Genomic DNA, 25,325 nt, shown 5'->3' with positions numbered 1-25,325 from the left:
GCTTATCTGACTCTCGCCACAAAAGACTTGTTCATTCAAGCGACTTTCAGTCGCTTTCTACCCAAAAGCAGAGGCTGGGTTGCAACCTCTGCATTTAGATTTATATTTCCAACATACTGAGTTTCAAACCCAATGTAAATCTGTCTAGAAGACTCAATTATTTTTCAGTGAATTCACCGTCAACAACGTCATCACCATTGTTGTTTGATGAATCAGCTGATTGAGCACCTTCAGCACCTTGTGCTGCTTGTTGAGCTGCAGCAGCTTGTTCGTACATTTTAACAGCAAGTGCTTGAGCTTTTTCATTAAGAACTTCAAGTTTAGCTTTCATATCTTCAAGATTGTTAGCTTCTTGAGCAGCTTTCAATTCATCAAGAGCAGATTGAGCAGCATCACGTTCTGTATCAAAGCCTTTGCCTTCAGTTTCTTTGATTGTTTTTTCTGTTGCAAAGATAGCTTGATCAACTTCGTTACGAAGGTCAACTTCTTCTTTACGTTTAGCATCAGCTTCTGCGTTAGCTTCTGCATCTTTCATCATTTTTTCAATTTCTTCATCAGTCAAACCTGAGTTAGATTGGATAACGATGTGTTGTTCTTTTTGAGTACCAAGGTCTTTAGCTTTAACAGATACGATACCGTTTTTATCGATATCAAATGTTACTTCGATTTGAGGGATACCACGAGGTGCAGCTGGGATATCAGTCAATTGGAAACGACCAAGAGTTTTGTTATCAGCAGCCATTGGACGTTCACCTTGAAGAACGTGGATATCTACAGCTGGTTGGTTATCAGCAGCTGTTGAGAAGACTTGTGATTTAGAAGTTGGGATAGTAGTGTTACGATCGATAAGTTTTGTAAATACACCACCCATAGTTTCGATACCAAGTGACAATGGAGTTACGTCAAGAAGAACGACGTCTTTAACATCACCAGTGATAACACCACCTTGGATAGCAGCACCCATAGCAACTACTTCATCAGGGTTAACTGATTTGTTTGGTTCTTTGCCAGTTTCAGCTTTAACAGCTTCTACAACGGCAGGGATACGAGTTGAACCACCGACAAGGATAACTTCATCGATTTCAGAGATTGAAAGACCTGCATCTGAAAGAGCTTGACGAACTGGAGCTTTAGTACGTTCAACAAGGTCACGAGTCAAGTCATCGAATTTAGCACGTGAAAGGCTTGTTTCCAAATGAAGAGGTCCAGCAGCACCCGCAGTAATGAATGGAAGTGAGATTTGTGTTTGAGTAACACCTGAAAGATCTTTTTTAGCTTTTTCAGCAGCATCTTTCAAACGTTGAAGCGCCATTTTATCTTGGCTAAGGTCAATTCCGTTTTCGTTCTTGAAGTCAGCAACTAACCAATCAATAATTTTTTGGTCGAAGTCGTCACCACCAAGTTTGTTATCACCTGCTGTAGCAAGTACGTCAAAGACACCATCACCAAGTTCAAGGATAGATACGTCGAATGTACCACCACCAAGGTCAAATACCAAGATTTTTTCGTCTTTATCCGTTTTATCAAGACCGTAAGCAAGTGCAGCTGCAGTTGGTTCGTTAACGATACGTTCTACTTCAAGACCAGCGATTTTACCAGCATCTTTAGTTGCTTGACGTTGAGCATCGTTGAAGTATGCAGGAACTGTGATAACAGCTTTTGTTACTTTTTCACCAAGGTAATCTTCAGCGTAACCTTTAAGGTATTGAAGAATCATTGCTGAGATTTCTTGTGGAGTGTATTCTTTACCGTTTGCAGATACTTTTTCAGAAGTACCCATTTTAGATTTGATAGAGATAACTGTATCTGGGTTTGTTACTGCTTGACGTTTTGCAGCATCACCAACGATGATTTCACCGTTTTTGAATGAAACAACTGATGGAGTTGTACGGTTACCTTCTGGGTTTGCAATGATTTTTGATTCAGTTCCTTCAAGAACTGCAACAGCTGAGTTTGTTGTACCTAAGTCAATACCAATAATTTTAGACATCTTCTATCCCTCTTTTTTTATATGATTTTATCTTTTTATGCTTTCTGTTATAGTTTAATGACATTGCGGTCGGGTTTGCAATTAGTTGTAAACAACAACCATTGCAGGACGCAACAAGCGTTCGTGAAGTTTATAACCTTTTTGAAGAACTTGTGCAATGCTATCCACTGGATGTTCATCATCCGCTGGAAGTGTTTGAACTGCCATGTGCAAGTTGTGGTCAAAGTTCTCAACAACCACTTCTTCAACACCTTCTTCGTTAAGCGCACGAACAAGGCTATTGCGTGTCATTTCAAGACCTTTTTTAACATCGTCAGTCAAACCTTCAACAGCAAGAGCTCGTTCCAAGTTATCCAAACTTGGTAGAATAGCTTTTGCTAAATCTTGTGAACGGTATTTTTGTAATTGCTGACGTTCTTCGTTAGCACGGCGTTGAATATTTTGCATTTCAGCATGTGCTCGAAGGTATTTATTTTCAAAATCTTCAGCACGTTCAAGTGCTTTTTGCAATTCTTCGTTTTGAGCCTCTTCTTGAGGCTGTTCTTTTGTTTTTTCTTCAGTCACAACATCAGTGGCTTCAACTTCTTCTTGAAGTTCTTCGTTTTTAGTTTCTTCTGACACTGTGTCCCTCCCTATCTTTTTACCAAATTAAATTAATTACTAAACTTAGTTGACTTCGTAATGATTACTATTAAGATATCGGTAGTAATCACCAAGTTTCATCGCTAAAACTCGCCCGATAACATTAACCAAGCTAACGCTTCGGCGATAATCCATATCAATGGGACCAATCAAGCTAAGGAGCCCAAATCCACGATAAGGAATCAGAAACTTATGTGTCAAAACAGTCACATTTGCTAAAGCCGGCTCTTGACTATCTGCAACCTGAACATTGGCAATTTCATCTTCTTTCATTAAAGAGCGAAGCGCAACCGCCACTCGCTGGTCATTATCCAAGAAACGATAAGTTCCCAAATCAGCATAATCAAGTGAATTAACTTTACCAGCTACAAAAACCAATTCTCTGAACAATTCTGCAAAAATATAATCAAACAAATCCAAAATATTATCTGTCACTGTGAAGTATTTTTGCAAAACCTGTGGAATTTCTGTTCGTAACTTATAATGGATATCCATCACCGTGCGACCAAGCAAACGTTCATCGACAATTTCTTTCAAAGTCACCAAATCTTTTAACATAAAGTTTTTCGGAATGGCGAACTGAATGGTTGCTGGTTTAGATTCATCCAAAGTTAAAACAGCTAAAGCGTCATGACTTGATAGTTGAACAATATCAAAGGCAGTTAATTTTTGACGAGCTGGCTCAACATCCAAAATCACTGATGTATAACCAGTCATATCTGCCAAAACTTGGCTTGCCCTTTGTAAAATATCATCAAGCTTAAAAGCTTCAAAATCAAAAGCCTTAACCACTTGGTAAATATCACGTTCATCGATACTATCAAGACTCAATGAATGCTCAACAAAGTACTTAAATCCAGCAGCGCTTGGCATCCGCCCACTAGACGTGTGAGCTTTCTCAAGCAACCCTAGTTTTTCAAGTTTAGCCATGTCATTACGAATGGTAGCACCACTTGAATCGATAGTTGCTTGCAAAGTTTTAGAGCCAATAGGTTCATGCGTCTGTGTAAACAATTCAACGATTAAATTTAGAATTTCACTTTGACGTTGTGTAATCATAACCTCGCCCCTTTCAACTTTTAGCACTCATTTACCTCGACTGCTAATTTATAATTCTATTATACTCCTCTAAAAAGCAGTGTCAAGGAAAAAGCATAAAAAATTAGCACTCTTTTTACTAGAGTGCTAATCCATTATTTATCATATGTTGTTAAGTCATTTTCTTCAATAATAGCAATCAATTTACTCGCATAATTGGGGTCTGAACTAAAGCCCATATCTTGCAGTGCTTGTGCTGGTTTCTTGTACCCTTTGTTAGAAACCATAACGTCATAAGCACCTTCGCTATTACGAATTTTACCTGATTTCAGCAAATCAAAATAATCGTAAATAGCATCATCCCAAGATTTATAAACAGCAAATTGGCCAATTTCAGTTTGCCACTCATTGACAAAATAACGTTTGTATTTCAAAGTCACAGGTTTATTTCCTAGCTGCGCAAAAACAGCAAAGAGATTATGATATTTTACAGCTAGCAAATTTTGACCATAATCAGATTCTAACGCCGCTTGTGCTATCACCAATGACGGACGCACGCCATAAGCTTCTGCCACTTCTTGAATCGTTGGTGCAATGTCAGCAAAAAATTCCGACTTATTATAGGAAACTTTTTCTGTTTTATTTGCACTAGGTGTTGCTCGGTGAGCATATAGCGGTGAAAAAATACCTAGAACCAAAACAGCCAAAAATACAAGAAATTGAACAAAAGAGAATCGAGATTTCATCGTTTATTCTCCTTCAACAAAGCAATGTATTCTTCAAGGCTAAGATTATTATCAGTCATGTATTTTGCTGATTCTTTACCAACATAACGGAAGTGCCAATCTTCATAATCAACACCTGTTGACTCACTTTTCCCTTTTGGAAAACGAAGAACAAACCCATATTCAGGTGCAATATCTTTTACTTTTTCCACAATATCAACATCACTTTGATTGAGGTAATTGACAGTGCTCATATCCATGGCTAAACCAGTTTGGTGTTCACTAGCCCCAGCCGGTTGTGAATACGTCTTAACCAAATATTCTGCCGCAGACTGTGTCAAACTTGGGTCAGCAGCCATTTCCTGCGATACATATGAATTAAACAATTCTTCCTGATACGCAACGCTTCGGTAACCAGAAATCAAGTGTTCACTAGCGTCAATAGCTTGCGCTGCAGCCAAGAAATTACGAGCATCATCAGCAATACGTGAATCAACCGTAATATTATCAATCTGCGTCAAATCAGGATTCATTTCTGGCGTGATGTGGTCACGATTTACCAAGGCCAATTGCCAATCTTTGGTTGAAACATCAGGTAAATTCGCTACTTTTTTCTTAGCAGCTACTGAAGAGGACTTAGCTGATGAACTTTGACTCACCGAAGTAGAAACATTTCTTGTATTTCCCTTTAATGTGAATTGATTTCCTTGAACAAAAACAAAAATTCCAACAATAAAAATGATAATAACTAATAACCCTAATATTAAGGTTGGTAAACTACGCTTTTTTCTCATCTTTTCTTTCTTCTAATAATTGTCGACCTTTGAGACGATAACTAACAACTCCAATCGATTCAATAATAAATTTGCCATTCTCAAAACTAACAACTGTTACACTACCATTATCTAGTCCAAGACCTCTTGGTATCGTAGGGTCAATTAACCACAAAAATGTACCAATGGTCATACCGTGACTCACTACAATGGCATTGCCACCGCCCGATGCTTCAATTTTTTTAGCAATAGCAGTAAAACCTTCTAAAATTCGACTACTTAGCTCTTCCCAAGTTTCAGCCCAACCGGCAGTATCAACTTTGTAAATGCCCTTTGCTAATTCTTCGTAAGACAGTTTAGTCATGTCCTTATCAAAAACTCGAGGAAGAACACCATTGAAGAGCTCACCGTCATAGCCTCCATCCAAACTGCCAAAACACCACTCACGAATACGTTTATCACGCGTATAAGGAATGTCCTCTTGCTGACATTCTCGCAATATAATTTCCATTGTTTGCAAAGTCCGCCCACTATCACTCGAAAAAGCTTCCTTAAATGTCAAACCTGCAGACTTTAAGCCGACACCAAGTTCCTGAATACCACGTTCACCCTCAGCAGTCAACGGAGTATCACTCCACCCCTGTGCACGACCGATTGTGTTAAACATTGTCTTACCATGACGAGCAATATACAACCTTGTTTTTACCATTGGCTTCCTCCTATAAACTAGAAACAAACAGAAATAGTGATAACAAAATAAATAGTAATTTAAGACTTTAATACAACTTTATTATAACATATTTTTCGCTTTACTCCTTTGTCCAAAACACAATCTTAATTAGGAAACAGACAAGTTTTTAATGAAGGATTTCAAACAAAAATCTAGGGCAAAAATTACTTTCACCCTAGATATTTTATGACTAAAAATGATTAACAGATTAGTTTTTAAAGCTATGGACAGGCGCAGGAATTTGACCTCCACGGTGAATGAAATCAGCAGACGAATTATGGTTAACACGCATCACTGGTGCAGCACCAAGAAGTCCACCAAATTCAATCATATCTCCTTCTTTACCTTTAGGAATAATACGAACAGCTGTTGTTTTTTGATTAATAACACCAATAGCAGCTTCATCAGCAATCATAGCAGCAATTGTTTCGTGCGGAGTATCCTCAGGAATAGCAATCATATCCAAACCAACTGAACAGATAGCAGTCATAGCTTCAAGTTTTTCTAAATTAAGGGAACCATTTTGAACAGCAGCAATCATTCCTTCATCTTCAGAAACCGGAATGAAAGCACCTGATAGACCACCAACTTGGTTACAAGCCATGATACCACCTTTTTTAACTTGGTCATTTAAAAGTGCAAGTGCTGCTGTTGTACCGTGCGTACCAACTGCTTCAAGTCCCATTTCTTCAAGAACACGAGCGACAGAATCCCCGACAGCTGGTGTAGGAGCGAGTGAAAGGTCAACAATACCAAATTTAACCCCTAAACGTTCACTAGCCATCTGACCAACTAATTGACCGATACGAGTAATTTTGAAGGCTGTTTTCTTAACAGTTTCAGCAACAACATCAAAGCTTTCACCACGAACTTTTTCAAGAGCACGTTTGACAACACCAGGACCAGAAACACCGACATTAATGACAACATCCGCTTCACCAACACCATGGAAAGCTCCAGCCATGAAAGGATTATCTTCAACCGCATTAGCAAATACAACTAACTTAGCTGCACCTAAATCAGACAATTCAGCAGTTTCTTTAATCACACGTCCCATGTCAGCAACGGCAGTCATATTAATACCAGATTTTGTTGAGCCAATATTAACAGATGAACATACTTTTTCTGTTTCAGCAAGAGCACGAGGTATAGAATTAATCAAAATTTCATCACCTTTTTGGTAACCTTTTTGAACCAAAGCAGAGAAACCACCGATGAAATCAATACCAATTTCATGTGCAGCATTATCCAAAGCATGTGCAAGTGGAAGATAGTCTGTCGCATCAGTTGCAGCTCCAATAATTGAAATTGGTGTAACTGAAACACGTTTATTTACAATTGGAATACCAAGCTCAGCAGCAATTTCGTCTCCTACTTCAACAAGAGAACCAGCTTTTTCAACTACTTTTTTATAAACTTTATCAGCAGCTTTGTTAATATCAGGATCGATACAATCAAGAAGAGAAATTCCCATCGTAATAGTACGAACATCGAAATTTTGCTCTTCAATCATTGCAATTGTTTCAGTAACTTGTCTAATATCCACAGCTAGCCTCCTTAAATATTGTACATAGCATCAAAAATCGCTGCGCTTTGAATGTTAATTTTGACGTTGAGCGTGTCACCATATGCTTCAAATTCAGAGCGTAATTTTGTGAAATCTTGTTTTTCATCAGATGAGACAACAGCCATCATTGTGAAGAAATCATCCAAAACAGTTTGAGAAATATCATCAATATTAAAACCAAACTCAGCAATTTTTGCTGAAACACTTGCTACAATACCTGCTTTATCTTTTCCAACAACAGTAATAATTGCTTTCATGAGAAGCCTCCAAAACTAATATTTGTTCAATTTTACCACAATTTTCTGAAAAATTCCATTTAATTAGCAAAATAATTCGCTAATAACGAATTATTTTAGATTATTTAAAACAAATATTCATGTTTTAAGTCTAAAATTGGATTTTCTTCCGATCAGAAGAGTAAGAAAAGGCCAGAATCCTCTGGTCTTTTCTTATGGTCTAAAATCTGAGAAATACGGTTCAATGCTTTTTAAGAAGTCTTTCTTCCCTTCAAAACGTTCCCCACGAATCACTTTTTCCAACTTCAGTCTATCTTCTCTTCCCAATGTTCTTCGTAAACGTGCTAAGCTATCCTGATAAGCCACGTAATCTGCGACTTCAAAGAAAGATACCTGGGGTACACAGTGACTAATATCACCAATTTCTTCATAAGGCATATGATTAAATTTTCGTTTAAAGGATTCCTGATGGCGGATAATATCTTTAACATGGTTAGAAAATTTTGTTTTAAAGTAGCTATAACGTTTGCCTTCATTAATTAAGAGATCAGGATGTTCCTCTACAAGTTCAAAGAAAATAATACGTCCCTCTTGAATCCAATCCTCATAATCCCAGAGTTTGACAAAATAATAACGGCGTAATTTTAAAATAATTGGTTTAACCGTTTGAAAATAGCGTTCAAAATCCACTGTTTCTATCTCCTTTTTCCCTTTTATTTTTAAAGTAATCTTATTATAAAAAGATTTAGGAAAAAGGAACATGACAAAAATGTCCAAATGAGAGCAGAAAAAAAGCAACTCAATGAGTTGCTCTCCGTCTACCGCTTTTAAACTCCGCCAGTAGGACTCGAACCTACGACATCATGATTAACAGTCATGCGCTACTACCAACTGAGCTATGGCGGATAAATGCTAAGCGACTACCATATCTAACAGGGGGCAACCCCCAACTACATCAGGCGTGCTAGGGCTTAACTTCTGTGTTCGGCATGGGAACAGGTGTATCTCCTAGGCTATCGTCACTTAACTATGATTGATTATCCAATCAAAATTGAATACCTATATATTCTAACAAGAAACCTACGCGCTGTCAATATTGACTCGTTTCTTTTTTGGATAAGTCCTCGAGCTATTAGTATTAGTCCGCTACATGTGTCACCACACTTACACTTCTAACCTATCTACCTGATCATCTCTCAGGGCTCTTACTGATATAAAATCATGGGAAATCTCATCTTGAGGTGGGCTTCACACTTAGATGCTTTCAGCGTTTATCCCTTCCCTACATAGCTACCCAGCGATGCCTTTGGCAAGACAACTGGTACACCAGCGGTAAGTCCACTCTGGTCCTCTCGTACTAGGAGCAGATCCTCTCAAATTTCCTACGCCCGCGACGGATAGGGACCGAACTGTCTCACGACGTTCTGAACCCAGCTCGCGTGCCGCTTTAATGGGCGAACAGCCCAACCCTTGGGACCGACTACAGCCCCAGGATGCGACGAGCCGACATCGAGGTGCCAAACCTCCCCGTCGATGTGAACTCTTGGGGGAGATAAGCCTGTTATCCCCAGGGTAGCTTTTATCCGTTGAGCGATGGCCCTTCCATGCGGAACCACCGGATCACTAAGCCCGACTTTCGTCCCTGCTCGAGTTGTAGCTCTCGCAGTCAAGCTCCCTTATACCTTTACACTCTGCGAATGATTTCCAACCATTCTGAGGGAACCTTTGGGCGCCTCCGTTACCTTTTAGGAGGCGACCGCCCCAGTCAAACTGCCCGTCAGACACTGTCTCCGATAGGGATAGCCTATCTAGGTTAGAGTAGCCATAACACAAGGGTAGTATCCCAACAACGCCTCCACCGAAACTAGCGTCCCGATTTCATAGGCTCCTACCTATCCTGTACATGTGGTACAGATACTCAATATCAAACTGCAGTAAAGCTCCATGGGGTCTTTCCGTCCTGTCGCGGGTAACCTGCATCTTCACAGGTACTAAAATTTCACCGAGTCTCTCGTTGAGACAGTGCCCAAATCATTACGCCTTTCGTGCGGGTCGGAACTTACCCGACAAGGAATTTCGCTACCTTAGGACCGTTATAGTTACGGCCGCCGTTTACTGGGGCTTCAATTCACACCTTCGCTAATGCTAAGCGCTCCTCTTAACCTTCCAGCACCGGGCAGGCGTCACCCCCTATACATCATCTTACGATTTAGCAGAGAGCTGTGTTTTTGATAAACAGTTGCTTGGGCCTATTCACTGCGGCTGACTTAAAGCCAGCGCCCCTTCTCCCGAAGTTACGGGGCCATTTTGCCGAGTTCCTTAACGAGAGTTCTCTCGCTCACCTGAGGCTACTCGCCTCGACTACCTGTGTCGGTTTGCGGTACGGGTAGAGTATAATTAACGCTAGAAGCTTTTCTTGGCAGTGTGACATCACTAACTTCGCTACTTAACTTCGCTCCCCATCACAGCTCAATGTTAGAGATATAAGCATTTGACTCATATCACACCTCACTGCTTAGACGTGCACTTCCAATCGCACGCTTTAGTTAGCCTACTGCGTCCCTCCATCACTATATACTCTAGTACAGGAATATCAACCTGTTGTCCATCGGATACACCTTTCGGTCTCTCCTTAGGTCCCGACTAACCCAGGGAGGACGAGCCTTCCCCTGGAAACCTTAGTCATACGGTGGACAGGATTCTCACCTGTCTTTCGCTACTCATACCGGCATTCTCACTTCTATGCGTTCCAGCGCTCCTCACGGTACACCTTCTTCACACATAGAACGCTCTCCTACCATACCTAAAAGGTATCCACAGCTTCGGTAATATGTTTTAGCCCCGGTACATTTTCGGCGCAGGGTCACTCGACTAGTGAGCTATTACGCACTCTTTGAATGAATAGCTGCTTCTAAGCTAACATCCTAGTTGTCTGTGCAACCCCACATCCTTTTCCACTTAACATATATTTTGGGACCTTAGCTGGTGGTCTGGGCTGTTTCCCTTTCGACTACGGATCTTAGCACTCGCAGTCTGACTGCCGATTATATCTCATTGGCATTCGGAGTTTATCTGATATTGGTAATCCGGGATGGACCCCTCAATCAAACAGTGCTCTACCTCCAAGAGACTTAACATCGACGCTAGCCCTAAAGCTATTTCGGAGAGAACCAGCTATCTCCAAGTTCGTTTGGAATTTCTCCGCTACCCACAAGTCATCCAAGCACTTTTCAACGTGCCCTGGTTCGGGCCTCCAGTGAGTTTTACCTCACCTTCACCCTGCTCATGGGTAGGTCACATGGTTTCGGGTCTACGACATGATACTAATGCGCCCTATTAAGACTCGGTTTCCCTACGGCTCCGTCTCTTCAACTTAACCTCGCATCATATCGTAACTCGCCGGTTCATTCTACAAAAGGCACGCTCTCACCCATTAACGGGCTCGAACTTGTTGTAGGCACACGGTTTCAGGTTCTATTTCACTCCCCTCCCGGGGTGCTTTTCACCTTTCCCTCACGGTACTGGTTCACTATCGGTCACTAGAGAGTATTTAGGGTTAGGAGATGGTCCTCCCAGATTCCGACGAGATTTCTCGTGTCTCGCCGTACTCAGGATACTGCTAGGGTTAAAGACTATTTCGAATACGAGGCTGTTACTCTCTTTGGCTTACCTTCCCAGGTAATTCTTCTATAATCTTGTCGTCCCACGTCGCAGTCCTACAACCCCGATGTGTAAACACATCGGTTTGCCCTCTTGCCATTTCGCTCGCCGCTACTAAGGCAATCGCGTTTGCTTTCTCTTCCTGCAGCTACTTAGATGTTTCAGTTCACTGCGTCTTCCTCTTCATTACCTTAACAGTAATGAGTGACATGCATTACATGCCGGGTTCCCCCATTCGGACATCTCTGGATCAATGTTTACTTACAACTCCCCAAAGCATTTCGTCGTTAGTCACGTCCTTCATCGGCTTCTAGTGCCAAGGCATCCACCGTGCGCCCTTATTAACTTAACCTTATTTTGGTCTGTTGACCTTAAACTCATTAAATCACAGCGTTTCGGTTTATTTCTTGTTACTATCTACAATTCAATTTCTTGAATCGTGGAATTTGATATAGATATTCAATTTTCAATGGACAATCTTTTGAATCTTTCGATTCAATGGAGCCTAGCGGGATCGAACCGCTGACCTCCTGCGTGCAAAGCAGGCGCTCTCCCAGCTGAGCTAAGGCCCCACAAGACCTCTCAAAACTAAACAATACCCAAACGTGCTTCCGTTTATCCTTAGAAAGGAGGTGATCCAGCCGCACCTTCCGATACGGCTACCTTGTTACGACTTCACCCCAATCATCTATCCCACCTTAGGCGGCTGGCTCCTAAAAGGTTACCTCACCGACTTCGGGTGTTACAAACTCTCGTGGTGTGACGGGCGGTGTGTACAAGGCCCGGGAACGTATTCACCGCGGCGTGCTGATCCGCGATTACTAGCGATTCCGACTTCATGTAGGCGAGTTGCAGCCTACAATCCGAACTGAGATTGGCTTTAAGAGATTTGCTTGCCGTCACCGACTCGCGACTCGTTGTACCAACCATTGTAGCACGTGTGTAGCCCAGGTCATAAGGGGCATGATGATTTGACGTCATCCCCACCTTCCTCCGGTTTATTACCGGCAGTCTCGCTAGAGTGCCCAACTTAATGATGGCAACTAACAATAGGGGTTGCGCTCGTTGCGGGACTTAACCCAACATCTCACGACACGAGCTGACGACAACCATGCACCACCTGTCACCGATGTTCCGAAGAAACTTCCTATCTCTAGGAATAGCATCGGGATGTCAAGACCTGGTAAGGTTCTTCGCGTTGCTTCGAATTAAACCACATGCTCCACCGCTTGTGCGGGCCCCCGTCAATTCCTTTGAGTTTCAACCTTGCGGTCGTACTCCCCAGGCGGAGTGCTTAATGCGTTAGCTGCGGCACTAAGCCCCGGAAAGGGCCTAACACCTAGCACTCATCGTTTACGGCGTGGACTACCAGGGTATCTAATCCTGTTTGCTCCCCACGCTTTCGAGCCTCAGCGTCAGTTACAGACCAGAGAGCCGCTTTCGCCACCGGTGTTCCTCCATATATCTACGCATTTCACCGCTACACATGGAATTCCACTCTCCCCTTCTGCACTCAAGTCTAACAGTTTCCAAAGCGAACAATGGTTAAGCCACTGCCTTTAACTTCAGACTTATTAAACCGCCTGCGCTCGCTTTACGCCCAATAAATCCGGACAACGCTCGGGACCTACGTATTACCGCGGCTGCTGGCACGTAGTTAGCCGTCCCTTTCTGGTAAGTTACCGTCACTGTGTGAACTTTCCACTCTCACACACGTTCTTCTCTTACAACAGAGCTTTACGATCCGAAAACCTTCTTCACTCACGCGGCGTTGCTCGGTCAGGGTTGCCCCCATTGCCGAAGATTCCCTACTGCTGCCTCCCGTAGGAGTCTGGGCCGTGTCTCAGTCCCAGTGTGGCCGATCACCCTCTCAGGTCGGCTATGTATCGTCGCCTTGGTGAGCCGTTACCTCACCAACTAGCTAATACAACGCAGGTCCATCTACTAGTGAAGCAATTGCTCCTTTCAAGCATCTAACATGGGTTAAATGCTGTTATGCGGTATTAGCTATCGTTTCCAATAGTTATCCCCCGCTAGTAGGCAGGTTACCTACGCGTTACTCACCCGTTCGCAACTCTTCCAACTTTAGCAAGCTAAAGTCTTCAGCGTTCTACTTGCATGTATTAGGCACGCCGCCAGCGTTCGTCCTGAGCCAGGATCAAACTCTCATTTAATCTTGTTCTCATTCTGTCACTGACAGATTTATCGTTTTTTGACAGGTTACTTCCGTAACCCGCACGTTTGGTTCGTATTGTTCAGTTTTCAAAGGTCTTTGTCTTACTCGAGACAACTTCTATATTCTATCAAATTTGAAGCGCGTTGTCAACATCTTTTTTCAAGAAAGTTTCAAACTCTTTTCAAACTTGTTTCTGTCGCCCTCTCGAACAACAGCTATATTAGTATAGCATTTCTTCAATGCTTTGTCAAGAAGTTTTTTGAACTTTTTTCAAAGCATTTTTGAAATATTTGCTGCCTCAAACAACAGCTTATTTAGTATACTAAACTTCATCTATACTGTCAATATGTTTTTTAAGTTTTTTTGATTTATTCTAGTAGACGCTCTCACAGGCTCTATTTAAGCATCAAATCACCTTCTATTACTTTTCCCTTTTATAGGACACTAAGACTCTTTCAGGCATTTTAAGAGGCACATGACTGTATTTTGAGTCCCTTCTCTAAAATCCTACTCCAATAATTTTTTCAAAAGCAAAAAAGAACACCCCAAAGAGTGTTCTTTTGTACAAATCTGAAAAACGGATTAACGTTTTGAGAATTGTGAAGCTTTACGAGCTTTTTTAAGACCTGGTTTTTTACGTTCAACCATACGTGCATCACGTGTAAGAAGACCAGCGCGTTTCAATGAATCACGGAAGTCTGGGTCTACTTGAAGCAATGCGCGAGCGATACCGTGACGAATAGCTCCTGATTGACCTGCGTAACCACCACCTACAACATTAACGAAAACGTCGTATGAACCAACAGTTGAAGTAACTGCGAATGGTTGGTTGATAACAAGACGAAGGTCAGCATGTGGGATGTATTCTTCTACATCTTTTTTGTTAACTGTGATTTTACCAGTACCTGGGACCAAACGTACGCGTGCAACAGCGTTTTTACGACGACCAGTACCTGTGTATTGTGCTTGTGCCATTTAATAGATGCTCCTTTCTCTCTTAGATAAGTCCTTTGATATCAAGTGCTTCTGGTTGTTGTGCAGCATGTGTATGCTCGCTACCTACAAAGACTTTCAATTTCATGCCTTGTGCACGTCCAAGAGTGTTGTGTGGAAGCATGCCTTTAACTGATTTTTCAATCAAGCGAACAGCATTTTTAGAACGAAGTTCACCAGCTGAAATTTGTTTCAAACCACCTGGATACATTGAGTGAGTGTAGTAGATTTTATCAGTTGCTTTTTTACCAGTTAATTTAACTTTTTCAGCATTGATAACGATAACGAAATCACCTGTATCAGTGTGTGGTGTAAATGTTGGTTTGTTTTTTCCGCGAAGTACGCTAGCAACTACTGCAGAAAGACGTCCAAGAGGTACATCTGTTGCGTCAACAACGTACCATTTACGTTCAACTTGGCCTGGTTTAGCCATGAATGTTGTTTTGTTCATGAGTTCTCCTATACGAATTCGTTTTTGTTTACAAAGTGTGGATGTTCCGGTCCACGAGTTATTTGAAAGGTTCCGGGGCCTTACAAATGGGGTAAACAATACCATTTATTATAATACCAAAAAAAGTGGTACCAAGTCAACACTTACCTACCCTCTTTTCTAAGTTTTTTAGCAATTTTTCTTCTTTGCCAAATTTCAAGTTCAAATTAGCCAGCCTGTAAAAACTCTTTAGGAGATTTATAATTGAATAGTTTCTTTGGATAGTTGTTAATCCAGTTTTCAATAAATGCGACTTGTTGTTGAGTCGCATTTTTGCTTCCCTTAGGCAACCAACGCCGGATGAGTCTATTATGATTCTCATTAGTACCACGCTCCCAAGAATAATACGGGTGGGCATAATAGATATGAGTAGGGTCAAAAACTTCCGCTAAACGACTGAACTCAGCCCCGTTATCAGCTGTGATAGAATTCATTTGATAATCCTTGAGGATTGCTTTCAGAGCTTGATTGACTGAAGCCGCGGACTTATCGGGAATGACTCGAATGATTTGATAACGACTCTTTCTATCGGTTAGAGTCAACAGACACTCGTTTTTTGCCCGTGTTTGAATAACCGTATCAATTTCAAAATCACCGATATTCTCACGCTTATTAATACTTTCTGGTCGTTCCTCAATAGACTTTCCAGCTGGCTTAAAATTGGGACTAGCATGCTTTTTCTTAGCTTTCTCTTGTCGAGGATAAAGCATATCAGCCTTGGTCAATCCTAAGTGTCCATGATGAATCCAGTAGTAAATGGTGGAGATGGGAACAGGTATCCCTTTTGACTTTACCATCATCTCGGGAGAGTATTTCTGTTCGATGTAGTGAGTTATCTTTTCTTTGAGTCCCTTGGTTAGGGAGACTTGTTTAACAGAACGTTTGCGATTGTTTTGATAGGCTTTTTGAGCAAAATCAGCTGAGTAGATCACTTCAAATTTTCCTTTACGCACTTGTTGTCTAACCTGACCACGTTTGACTTCGTTGTGAATGGTTTGAGGAGCTTTAGCTAATCTCCTAGCGATTTCACGATTTGAGAGCCCTTCTTGAGGCCAATGTTCAATCATTCTACGTTCAGTTAGTGTTAAATGTTTACTTTTTAGTGTTGCATCTCAGAGTCTTTCTAATTGTTGTTGTGGTGATTACAATTATATCTCTCTGCGATGTTTTTTGATACCCTTAGGTGGCTAACTTCATTTTAGAACTTTCCAATTTTTCTTCTTTTTCATAGAAAACGCTTAGCGGAATTTACGGATATTTTCTGCTAAGTGAACTAAGTGGCGTAAAAAGTCATGCGTTTTTGCTTGATAATCATAAGTCCTGCCTAAATCATAGATATAACCATTGATATAATCAACTTCTGTCTGACGTCCTTTGTTCATATCTTGGTACATTGACGGATAATGCAGAGGACTTGTTTCCGCGCTAACATACCGAATGGTCTCCCATTCTTCATCACGACTATTCAGAGGAGTAATGCCCGCTAATTCGGCAACGTTATAAGCTTCATCAATTAATTGACGTCCTAGTTTTTCGGCACCTTCGTAATCAATGAATTGTCCCATACGAATTTCAAAAAGGGTACAAATGGTATTGATGACAGAATTGAACACAACTTTTGTGTAAAGTGTTCCTAAAAAATTATCAGTCAGATTTGGATTGAGGTTTGAGGCTTCAAATTCAGTTATTATCTGCTTTTGAACATCATCGACCGTTCCTGATTGAGCGGCTATATTAATAGAACCAGCACCTGCTTTTCCAATAAAATCAACATTTCCTGCGTCTTTCAAGACCGTTCCAATCAGACAAGTTCCTGCTAAAACTTTTTCAGGCGCAAAATAGAGATTTATTTTCTCGATATGTCCCATGCCGTTCATTCCTGTGAAAACATATTGATTTTCGTGGAAGAAATGCTTGCTTCGTTCGAGTAATTGCGACAAATGCATTTGTTTATCAAAAATGATAAAAACATCTGGTTTTCCTTGGTATTCTTCTGGTGTCTGAATGCTAATCGGAATCAGATGACGATTTTTACCATCACGTGATTGATAAACACCACCTTGTTTTCTAATCGTGTCGATTTGCTCTTTCCACGTATCAATAAAATCCACTTGAGCACCGAGGTGTTCTTTTAATAGCAGCCCAAAACGTAGTCCCATTGCACCACTTCCAAGTACAGCATAAGTCAAAGCCATGTCTTTTCCTCCTTTGATTTTAAAAATTATATCACTTCATCAGTCGAATATGGAGGAAATCAGGTATAGAATTTTCTTATGGCTAGCTATAAATAAGAAGGCTAGAACTTACTATTCTAACCTTTCTCTATTATCTTGCTTCTTTTCCGATTGAAAAGACAGCTAATGTCCCTGGTCCTACGTGGGCAGAAATGACTGGTCCTAGTGGCATAATGAGGACATGGTCAACATCTTCATGTTCTAGTAATGATTTTTTGAGTATTTCAGCACCTTCGATGTCATTAGCATAGGCAACAACGGCTGTGTCATGTGCTAATGATTGTGTTGCTTGGGAAACGACTTCTTTCAAGGCTTTTTTACGTCCACGAACTTTGGCTAATGGAACTAACTTTCCAGATGGTTCAATCCACAAAAGTGGCTTGATATTTGCTAAACTTCCCATAATAGCTGACGTTTTTGATAAACGTCCTCCACGCATAAGATGATAAAGGTCATCAACCAAGAAATAGGTTCTTAAACGTGGCAAAATATCAATAATTATTGCTTCGGTTTCTTCAAGAGATTTTCCTTCATCACGCGCTTGCGCTGCTAAAATGGACAAGTAACCTTCACCGCCAGCAGCAGCCAAAGTATCAACAATTTCAATAGTAGCTTGCGGGAATTCTTCCAAAACGATATCACGCGCAATCATAGAGCTTTGATACGTTCCTGAAAGAACAGATGAAAATGCCAAATAAAGTACTTTGTCCCCATTTTGAGCATGATGTCGAAAGCTTTCTTCAAATTGTCCCACATTAACTTGACTAGTGGTTGGCTTGCCACCATTTTTCATGCTTTCAAGCAATACTTCACTCGTTAAACGGTTCTCACCGACAGTTTCGTATGTTTTTCCGTCTAATTGAATGGTTAATCCTAAAATTTCAACATCGTGAGCGTTTGCCCATTCTTCATCTAAATCAGCTGTTGAATCTGTTATTAATTTAAAAGTCATAATTATTCCTTTACTATCAAACACTGATTTTTCTGACATTTTAACATCAAATCAGTTTTCATTTTCAAAATAATACTTTGATAATCAAATGATTTTAAATTATTATACCAAAAAAGCTCACATTGCGCGAGCTTCTTTTTTAAAAGTCTGTTTCTGATTAAACTACATATCGTCTAGCAATTGCTTCAATTTATCCAATTGTCCGTCGTTCCAAGGGCGTAATTTTGGTGTTGTCAAATCAATATGTTGAGACATTTTATCCAAATCTGATTTGACTGTATTAACACGTTGTTCGAGTTCACGAGCCGAGACGCGTAAAGCTCCCTGAGAGAAAACTGTCCACTGCTCATTCAAATCACTGGTCGCAACTTCAACAAGATTACGGGGTGTGTTTAATTCAGCAGCGGTACGTTCAATGTAAGAATCTGCAGTCTCGTCTTCTTCTGTAAAGATGACTTGAATTTTATATTGATCATAGCGTTGACGAACTCCAGGGACATATTGTGCATCAAAAACACAGATGATGTCAAGATTTTCAAAATGAGCATAGTTATTTAACTTACGTAGCAAGATATTTCTGGCTTCGTCTAGTTGATTTTTCTTAAACAGTTGACGTGTTTCCTGCCAAAAGGCAATCATATTATAACCATCAACTAAGAGGATTTTTTTCTTCAATTGTTCTAGTCCTTTCATAGATGGCTAGCTTTTTTCGGCTTTACAAGGTTTTAGTCGATTTTATGGCGGAAGACTTCGTACATTAATACTGCCGCAGCGACGCTGGCATTTAAGCTTTGCACATGACCGTTCATTGGAATGGTAATCATTTCATCCACTTGTTTTTTGATGTTTGGCGAAATGCCTTTTCCTTCGTTACCAATGATTAGGGCTAGTTTGCCAGCTGTATTCCATTTGTGTGATGGTGTTCCGTTCATATCGGTACCAAATACCCAGAAGCCTTGTTCTTTCAATTTATCAAGTGTTTGGCTGAGGTTTGTCACACGAGCAATCGGAACGTGTTCAACAGCACCAGTTGAGGTTTTGGCAACAACGGGTGTTACACCAACTGCACGATGTTTCGGAATAATCACACCAGTGACATTTGTCGCATCAGCTGTTCGCAAAATTGAGCCAAAATTATGCGGGTCGTTGAGTCCATCCAAAATTAGAATCAGTGGGTTTTCTTCCTGAGCAGCTTTTTCTAAAATGGTATCTAATTCAGCATAAGCAAATTCTGAAACGCGTAAAACAAAACCTTGATGAACAGCACCATTTGTCATATCACTAAGCGTTTTTTTGGGCGTCCAAGAAATAGACACTTTTTTCTCTGTTGCTAAGCTTTTAATTTTATCAACATTTTTTCCGCGCAAGTCATCTTGAATGTAGAGTTTATTTCCTGTATTAGCTTGAAGGGCTTCTGTTACGGCATGCACACCATAAACGATGTCATCTTGACCATTAAATTCTTTGTTCTTCATAGTGCTATTATAACATGAAAACCAGCTCTCATGCGAGAACTGGCTATTTTTATTTTTTACTTAATCTTCAATTTTTTCAACAGCTTGAATGCACCAGTCGATAAGCTCTTCGAGACGATCAATCTGCTCAGTCATGTGAAGATAGCCCATGACAGCTTCAAAACCTGTCGACATGCGGTAAGTCACAACGTCAGCATTTTTGGCTTTGGTATGACTATTTGTATTGCGACCGCGTTTATAAATTTCTTCTTCTTTTTCAGTCAATAGCTGCGCTTCTAGCATCATATTAATCAGCATTGCTTGAGCTTTGGCTGAAACATACATCGTTGCTTTACGGTGCAATTGATTAGGTTTGGTCATACCTTGAAAAATCAAGTGTTTACGAATATAAGTCGAATAAATGGCATCTCCTTCAAAAGCAAGAGCAATACCATTAATAAGATTGACATCTACATTAGTCACATGTCCACCTCACACCATCTTTAGTATCAAGCAATTTGATACCTTGTGCTGCTAGCTGATCACGAATCGCATCTGCTGTTGCAAAATCGCGATTCGCACGTGCTTCTTGGCGTTTTTCAATCAATGCTTCGATATCCGCATCAAGTACTTCTTCTTCAAAGACAATACCAAAGACAGCAAGCATTTTAGCAAAAGTATCTTTGGTTACTTGATCATAATTTCCTGAATTAATCCATTTTGCCATGTCAAAGGCAACTGTAATACCATTTGCTGTGTTGAAATCATCATCCATAGCTGCTTCAAAATCAGCCTTGAATTTTGCAAGTTCAGCTGCATCAACAGCTTTGCCAAGTGGCAAGGTAAAGGTATTTTTCAAATACTTAAGGTTAACAGATGCATCGTGAACAGCTTTTTCGGTAAAGTTGATAGGTTTGCGATATTGTTGAGTCGCAAGGAAGAAACGAAGTACTTGACCATCAACAGTTTTCAACATGTCGTGGACTGTCACAAAGTTGCCAAGAGATTTTGACATTTTTTCATTGTCAACATTGACAAAACCATTGTGCATCCAGTAATTAGCAAATGTTTTTCCAGTTTTGGCTTCTGATTGAGCAATTTCATTAGTGTGGTGTGGGAATTCCAAATCAGCTCCACCACCGTGAATATCAATGGTATCACCCAAGATACTTGTCGCCATTACAGAACATTCAATGTGCCAACCAGGACGTCCTTGTCCCCAAGGGCTTTTCCAAGAAACTTCACCCAGCTTAGCCGCTTTCCAAAGGGCAAAATCAAGTGGATTTTCTTTGATGTTACCTTCGCCATCAACACGACCGCTGGCACCAACTTCAAGGTCTTCCAAAGTTTTATTTGCTAATTTAGCATAGTTTTTGCTTTTAGCCACGCGGAAATACACATCGCCATTTGCTTCATAAGCAAAACCTTTATCTACCAAATCTTTAACAAAAGCAATGATTTCATCCATGTAATCAATGACACGTGGATTTTTTGTTGCAGGCTCAACGCCAAGTTCTTTGACATCTTCCATAAAGGCTGCAATGAATTTATCTGAAAAATCTTTAGTGTCCATACCAGCTTTAGCTGCACCTTTGATGATTTTATCATCAACGTCAGTAAAGTTAGAAATATAGTTTACTTTGTAGCCACGGTATTCAAAATAGCGGCGAATCGTGTCAAAAGCAACAACACTTCGAGCATTTCCAATGTGAATATAGTTATAAACAGTCGGTCCACAAACATACATGTTAACTGTATTTTCAGTAATTGGGACAAAGTCACGAAGACTTCTGGTCATTGTATCGTAAATTTTAATTGTCATGTTCCTTCCTCCAATCTCATCTTAGTTTTTATTAAAGTTTTGATGAATGTAAACTTTCGTAGCAAGCTGCTTCAAGTTTTGAAGTATAGTACTCGCGGTGTTCTTCAAGGTCATGAATAGCATTTTCATCTTTTTTACCATGAACACGAACAACTTTCGCTGGTACTCCGACTACTGTTACATCTGCTGGAACATCCGATACAACGACAGCTGCCGCTCCAACTTTGGAATTTTTTCCAATTTCAATTGGTCCAATAACTTGTGCGTGCGCTGAAACAAGTGCTCCTTCGCGAACGGTTGGATGACGTTTTCCGACATCCTTACCAGTTCCGCCCAGAGTCACACCATGATAAAGCATAACCCCTTTTTCTACAATAGCTGTTTCACCAATAACAAGACCAGAACCATGGTCGATAAAGACACCCTCAGCAATTTCAGCTCCTGGGTGAATTTCAATTTGTGTCCAAAAGCGCCAGAATTGGCTATGCATGCGCGCTAATAATTTCAAGCCATGTTTCCATAAGAAATGTGAGATACGATGTGCAGCCAAGGCTTTGACACCAGGGTAAGTTAGTATAATCTCCAGAGAGCTACGAGCCGCTGGATCATTTTTCTTTACAATATCAATGGTTTCTTTCCACCAACCCATATCTTCTCCTTTCTTTTATTCGTCTTCGTCGATTTCAGACCAATCAACAAGAATTTGTTGGTCATCAAAGGGATTAATGGCAACTCCAACCGTTTCGTCAATATCATTTTCACCGTGCCCAGGTTGATAAATATCAGCCAAACGCCATGTCAAGATACTTCCTTGAGCATTGCGAAATGGTGTTCCAAAATCTTTGTGGTTATACCATTTAGCAAAGCTTTGAAGATTTGAAAAGGCTGGGACATAGCTTTTACCTTCTGGTGTAGACATTGTTGGGAACATACGGTCAAAGCTTTTATCATCACGTGGGTGAACAAAAGCTGGGACAAGATAATATTTGTCTAAAGTATCAGCCTTACGATTTTCCTCACCCACAAGTTTATTCAAAATAGTTGTGTAAGCATTTAAAAATTGGATTAATTCACTGCTTTTAAAAATTGTTGAATTCCCAAAATCACCTGATTTTTTAAGGTTAAAGACAATTCCAGTCAATCCTTTTTCAATGACTTCTTTCAAAACATCCAAAGTTGGACGTTCAACCCAATTTTGAGTTTTGGCACTGTCTTGTTCTTCTTTGAAATTTTCAAGATCTTCTTTGTCAGAAAAGACAGGCGTAACCTTTTGCCCTTCAATATCAAGAGCGTAAGGTTGGTCACTCGCCAAAACAGGAATATTGTGCAAAGCATTGACAAGAGCAATGCTATCTAAAAAATTATCTGGTGCGTTTACAAATGCACGCAAACGCAAATCAAGTTCATTTAAATTTGTCATCGTTAAACTCCACATTTACAAAAGATGAGCAAGTCAAAAAGTGATTAGTCGATTTTATCGTGTTTTTCTTTGTTATCACGCAAGTGTCCACCAAACGGTGAATGACCCTTGTGTTCTTTCTCGTGTTTTTCAGCTCTTGGTGGACGTGGAAGAAGAGCTTTCATTGACGCATCAACACGTCCTTTGTCATCTACTTTGATAACTTTAACATCAACTTCGTCACCAACTTCAAGAACATCAGAAACGTTAGCTGTACGTGTCCATGCAATTTCTGAAATGTGAACAAGGGCATCTGTCTTATCAAAGAGGTTAACAAAAGCACCGAATTTTTCAATACGAACAACTTTAGCGTGGTAAACTTCACCAACTTTAGCTTCACGAACTAAACCAGCAATAATTTCTTTGGCACGGTCGATAGCTGCTTGGTCTGATGAGTAAATTGAAACATTTCCTTCATCGTCAATGTCAATTTTAACACCAGTTTCTTCGATAATTTTATCGATGGTTTCACCACCTTTACCAATAACTACTTTGATTTTATCAACATCAATCTTGATTGTATCGATTTTTGGTGCTGTTGGTGCCAAGTGAGTACGAGGTGCTGGGATAGTTGCTTCAATCAAATCAAGGATTTCAAAGCGTGCTTTCTTAGCTTGAGCAAGAGCTTCTTTCAAGATTTGTGGTGTGATACCTTCAATCTTGATATCCATTTGAAGGGCTGTGATACCTTCACGAGTACCTGCAACCTTAAAGTCCATGTCACCAAAGTGGTCTTCAAGGCCTTGGATATCTGTCAAGATTGTGTAGTTGCTACCGTCTGAAATCAATCCCATAGCGATACCAGCAACAGGTGCTTTAATTGGCACACCACCAGCCATAAGCGCAAGGGTACCTGCGCAGATTGAAGCTTGTGAAGATGAACCGTTTGATTCCAAAACTTCAGCTACAAGACGGATAGCATACGGGAATTCTTCAAGGCTTGGAAGAACTTGCGCAAGAGCACGTTCACCGAGAGCACCGTGACCAATTTCACGACGGCCTGGCGCACCGTAACGTCCAGTTTCACCAACAGAGAATTGTGGGAAATTGTAGTGGTGCAAGAAACGTTTCTTGTACTCAGCACCAAGTCCATCAACGATTTGTGTTTCACCCATTGGAGCAAGTGTCAAAACTGACAAGGCTTGAGTTTGTCCACGTGTAAATAGACCTGAACCGTGAATTTTTGGCAAGAAATCAATTTCAGCATCCAATGGACGAATTTCGTCAACACGACGACCATCAGGACGGATTTTATCTTCTGTAATCAAGCGACGGACTTCAGCGTGTTCCATTTGTTCAAGAATTTCAGCCACATCACGCATGATTGTTTCATAGTTTTCATCATCGGCGTAGCGTTCTTCGTAAACAGCAGTTACTTCTTCTTTGACAGCTTCTGTTGCTGCTTCACGCGTTTTTTTCTCTTCGACTTGAACAGCTTTTTGAAGGTCCGCATTGTAAGCTGTAATGATTTCAGCTTGCAATCCTGGGTCAACTTGAAGCAATTCAACTTCTGCTTTTTCTTTACCAACAGCAGCCACAATTTCTTCCTGGAAGGCAATCAATTCTTGAACTGCTTCATGTCCTTTAAGAAGAGCTTCAAGCATGATATCTTCTGACAATTCTTTAGCACCAGATTCAACCATGTTGATAGCTTCTTTTGTACCGGCAACAGTTAATTCAAGAAGTGAAGCTTCTTTTTGTTCAGCTGATGGATTAATGATGAATTCACCATCGATGTAAGCCACTTGAACACCAGCGATAGGTCCGTTAAATGGAATGTCTGAAATTGACAAAGCCAGTGAGCTACCAAACATGGCTGCCATTGGTGCGCTAGAGTCTTCATCATAAGAAAGAACAGTGTTAATCACTTGAACTTCGTTACGGAAGCCTTCAGCAAACATTGGACGAATTGGACGGTCAATCAAACGCGCTGTTAAAGTCGCATCAGTTGTTGGACGACCTTCACGTTTGTTGAAACCACCAGGGAATTTTCCAGCAGCGTACATTTTTTCTTCGTAATTTACTTGAAGCGGGAAGAAGTCACCAGTTGACATTTTTTTAGACATAACAGCTGCACTAAGAACAGTTGATTCACCGTAGCGAATCACTGCAGCGCCATTAGCTTGTTTAGCAACTTGACCAATTTCAACAACAAGTGGACGACCAGCAAAAGTCGTTTCAAAAGTTTGTTTTGACATTTTTATTCCTCTAATATTTTATTTTGATACGTCTGTTTTCTACAAAAACTAGTCTGTAAAAGACTTATAAACTCGTCTTTGCATAAAACTACGTATCTCCATTATTTTATCACATTTTATAGGAAATAGCAGAGCTTGTAGCATAGTTTTTTAAGAATCATTAAAAAGCAGCTACCACTCAGTAAC

At 40.5% G+C, this 25,325-nt stretch carries 21 protein-coding genes, 2 tRNA genes and 3 rRNA genes; all 26 read right to left on the bottom strand.

The window, feature by feature from the left end:
• Positions 1 to 157 precede the first annotated feature (157 nt).
• Positions 158 to 1,990, bottom strand: a complete 1,833-nt coding sequence (gene dnaK, locus DQN23_RS01440; protein ID WP_020916142.1) for a molecular chaperone DnaK — start codon at positions 1,988 to 1,990, stop codon at positions 158 to 160.
• An 81-nt stretch (positions 1,991 to 2,071) separates the two neighbouring features.
• Positions 2,072 to 2,611, bottom strand: coding sequence for a nucleotide exchange factor GrpE (gene grpE, locus DQN23_RS01435; RefSeq protein ID WP_020916141.1), 540 nt, complete (start codon positions 2,609 to 2,611; stop codon positions 2,072 to 2,074).
• Between the two features lie 45 nt (positions 2,612 to 2,656).
• Positions 2,657 to 3,691: a heat-inducible transcriptional repressor HrcA gene (gene hrcA / locus DQN23_RS01430; protein ID WP_111712608.1), complete on the bottom strand. Its 1,035-nt coding sequence runs from the start codon at positions 3,689 to 3,691 to the stop codon at positions 2,657 to 2,659.
• Positions 3,692 to 3,825: 134 nt separating this feature from the next.
• The gene (locus tag DQN23_RS01425) at positions 3,826 to 4,416 is read right to left on the bottom strand and encodes a glycoside hydrolase family 73 protein (protein WP_020916139.1); all 591 of its coding nucleotides are present in this window, start codon (positions 4,414 to 4,416) and stop codon (positions 3,826 to 3,828) included.
• Positions 4,413 to 5,189 (bottom strand): M15 family metallopeptidase, encoded by a 777-nt coding sequence (locus DQN23_RS01420; RefSeq protein WP_020916138.1) that lies wholly within the window; start codon positions 5,187 to 5,189, stop codon positions 4,413 to 4,415. The genes DQN23_RS01425 and DQN23_RS01420 overlap by 4 nt, the downstream gene beginning before the upstream one ends.
• Positions 5,173 to 5,877, bottom strand: coding sequence for a histidine phosphatase family protein (locus DQN23_RS01415; RefSeq protein WP_020916137.1), 705 nt, complete (start codon positions 5,875 to 5,877; stop codon positions 5,173 to 5,175). Before DQN23_RS01415 ends, DQN23_RS01420 begins: the two co-directional genes overlap by 17 nt.
• 229 nt (positions 5,878 to 6,106) lie before the next feature.
• On the bottom strand, positions 6,107 to 7,444 hold the full coding sequence (locus DQN23_RS01410) for a PFL family protein (RefSeq protein ID WP_020916136.1): 1,338 nt from the start codon (positions 7,442 to 7,444) through the stop codon (positions 6,107 to 6,109).
• An 11-nt stretch (positions 7,445 to 7,455) separates the two neighbouring features.
• Positions 7,456 to 7,722 carry an ACT domain-containing protein gene (locus tag DQN23_RS01405; protein WP_061409270.1) on the bottom strand — a complete coding sequence of 89 codons (267 nt, stop codon included), beginning with the start codon at positions 7,720 to 7,722 and terminating at the stop codon, positions 7,456 to 7,458.
• Positions 7,723 to 7,914: 192 nt separating this feature from the next.
• Positions 7,915 to 8,391 (bottom strand): sigma-70 RNA polymerase sigma factor region 4 domain-containing protein, encoded by a 477-nt coding sequence (locus DQN23_RS01400; protein WP_111712607.1) that lies wholly within the window; start codon positions 8,389 to 8,391, stop codon positions 7,915 to 7,917.
• Between the two features lie 142 nt (positions 8,392 to 8,533).
• Positions 8,534 to 8,607 (bottom strand) — tRNA-Asn (locus DQN23_RS01395).
• Positions 8,608 to 8,612: 5 nt separating this feature from the next.
• Positions 8,613 to 8,728: ribosomal RNA gene (gene rrf, locus DQN23_RS01390) — 5S ribosomal RNA — on the bottom strand.
• An 85-nt stretch (positions 8,729 to 8,813) separates the two neighbouring features.
• A 23S ribosomal RNA gene (locus tag DQN23_RS01385) occupies positions 8,814 to 11,713 on the bottom strand.
• A gap of 147 nt (positions 11,714 to 11,860) precedes the next feature.
• Positions 11,861 to 11,933, bottom strand: a tRNA-Ala gene (locus DQN23_RS01380).
• 53 nt (positions 11,934 to 11,986) lie between these two features.
• Positions 11,987 to 13,535, bottom strand: a 16S ribosomal RNA gene (locus DQN23_RS01375).
• The 16S, 23S and 5S rRNA genes sit together here with 2 tRNA genes alongside, the layout of an rRNA operon.
• Positions 13,536 to 14,119: 584 nt before the next feature.
• The gene (rpsI, locus tag DQN23_RS01370; protein ID WP_003067667.1) at positions 14,120 to 14,512 is read right to left on the bottom strand and encodes a 30S ribosomal protein S9; all 393 of its coding nucleotides are present in this window, start codon (positions 14,510 to 14,512) and stop codon (positions 14,120 to 14,122) included.
• A 22-nt stretch (positions 14,513 to 14,534) separates the two neighbouring features.
• Positions 14,535 to 14,981, bottom strand: a complete 447-nt coding sequence (gene rplM, locus DQN23_RS01365) for a 50S ribosomal protein L13 (RefSeq protein WP_043894906.1) — start codon at positions 14,979 to 14,981, stop codon at positions 14,535 to 14,537.
• Between the two features lie 206 nt (positions 14,982 to 15,187).
• Positions 15,188 to 16,087, bottom strand: a complete 900-nt coding sequence (locus tag DQN23_RS01360) for an IS30 family transposase (RefSeq protein WP_111712606.1) — start codon at positions 16,085 to 16,087, stop codon at positions 15,188 to 15,190.
• Between the two features lie 171 nt (positions 16,088 to 16,258).
• A complete protein-coding gene (locus DQN23_RS01355) occupies positions 16,259 to 17,215 on the bottom strand; it encodes a ketopantoate reductase family protein (protein ID WP_111712605.1) in 957 nt (318 codons plus the stop codon).
• Between the two features lie 130 nt (positions 17,216 to 17,345).
• Positions 17,346 to 18,206: a DegV family protein gene (locus DQN23_RS01350; protein ID WP_111712604.1), complete on the bottom strand. Its 861-nt coding sequence runs from the start codon at positions 18,204 to 18,206 to the stop codon at positions 17,346 to 17,348.
• A gap of 162 nt (positions 18,207 to 18,368) precedes the next feature.
• Entirely contained in the window at positions 18,369 to 18,881 is a 513-nt protein-coding gene (locus tag DQN23_RS01345) for an NYN domain-containing protein (protein WP_012961367.1), read from the bottom strand.
• Between the two features lie 50 nt (positions 18,882 to 18,931).
• Complete coding sequence (rlmB, locus tag DQN23_RS01340) at positions 18,932 to 19,681, bottom strand: 23S rRNA (guanosine(2251)-2'-O)-methyltransferase RlmB (RefSeq protein ID WP_020916096.1); 750 nt, start codon at positions 19,679 to 19,681, stop codon at positions 18,932 to 18,934.
• 60 nt (positions 19,682 to 19,741) lie between these two features.
• Complete coding sequence (locus DQN23_RS01335) at positions 19,742 to 20,143, bottom strand: Mini-ribonuclease 3 (protein WP_020916095.1); 402 nt, start codon at positions 20,141 to 20,143, stop codon at positions 19,742 to 19,744.
• On the bottom strand, positions 20,136 to 21,482 hold the full coding sequence (gene cysS, locus DQN23_RS01330) for a cysteine--tRNA ligase (RefSeq protein WP_020916094.1): 1,347 nt from the start codon (positions 21,480 to 21,482) through the stop codon (positions 20,136 to 20,138). Before cysS ends, DQN23_RS01335 begins: the two co-directional genes overlap by 8 nt.
• A gap of 31 nt (positions 21,483 to 21,513) precedes the next feature.
• On the bottom strand, positions 21,514 to 22,131 hold the full coding sequence (gene cysE / locus DQN23_RS01325) for a serine O-acetyltransferase (RefSeq protein ID WP_020916093.1): 618 nt from the start codon (positions 22,129 to 22,131) through the stop codon (positions 21,514 to 21,516).
• A 15-nt stretch (positions 22,132 to 22,146) separates the two neighbouring features.
• Positions 22,147 to 22,902, bottom strand: coding sequence for an SseB family protein (locus DQN23_RS01320; RefSeq protein ID WP_043894905.1), 756 nt, complete (start codon positions 22,900 to 22,902; stop codon positions 22,147 to 22,149).
• Positions 22,903 to 22,946: 44 nt separating this feature from the next.
• On the bottom strand, positions 22,947 to 25,139 hold the full coding sequence (pnp, locus tag DQN23_RS01315; protein ID WP_111712603.1) for a polyribonucleotide nucleotidyltransferase: 2,193 nt from the start codon (positions 25,137 to 25,139) through the stop codon (positions 22,947 to 22,949).
• Positions 25,140 to 25,325: the final 186 nt, after the last annotated feature.

The organism is Streptococcus lutetiensis (genome assembly GCF_900475675.1).
GTDB lineage: Bacteria > Bacillota > Bacilli > Lactobacillales > Streptococcaceae > Streptococcus > Streptococcus lutetiensis.
This window is presented reverse-complemented; position numbering and strand designations above follow the sequence as displayed.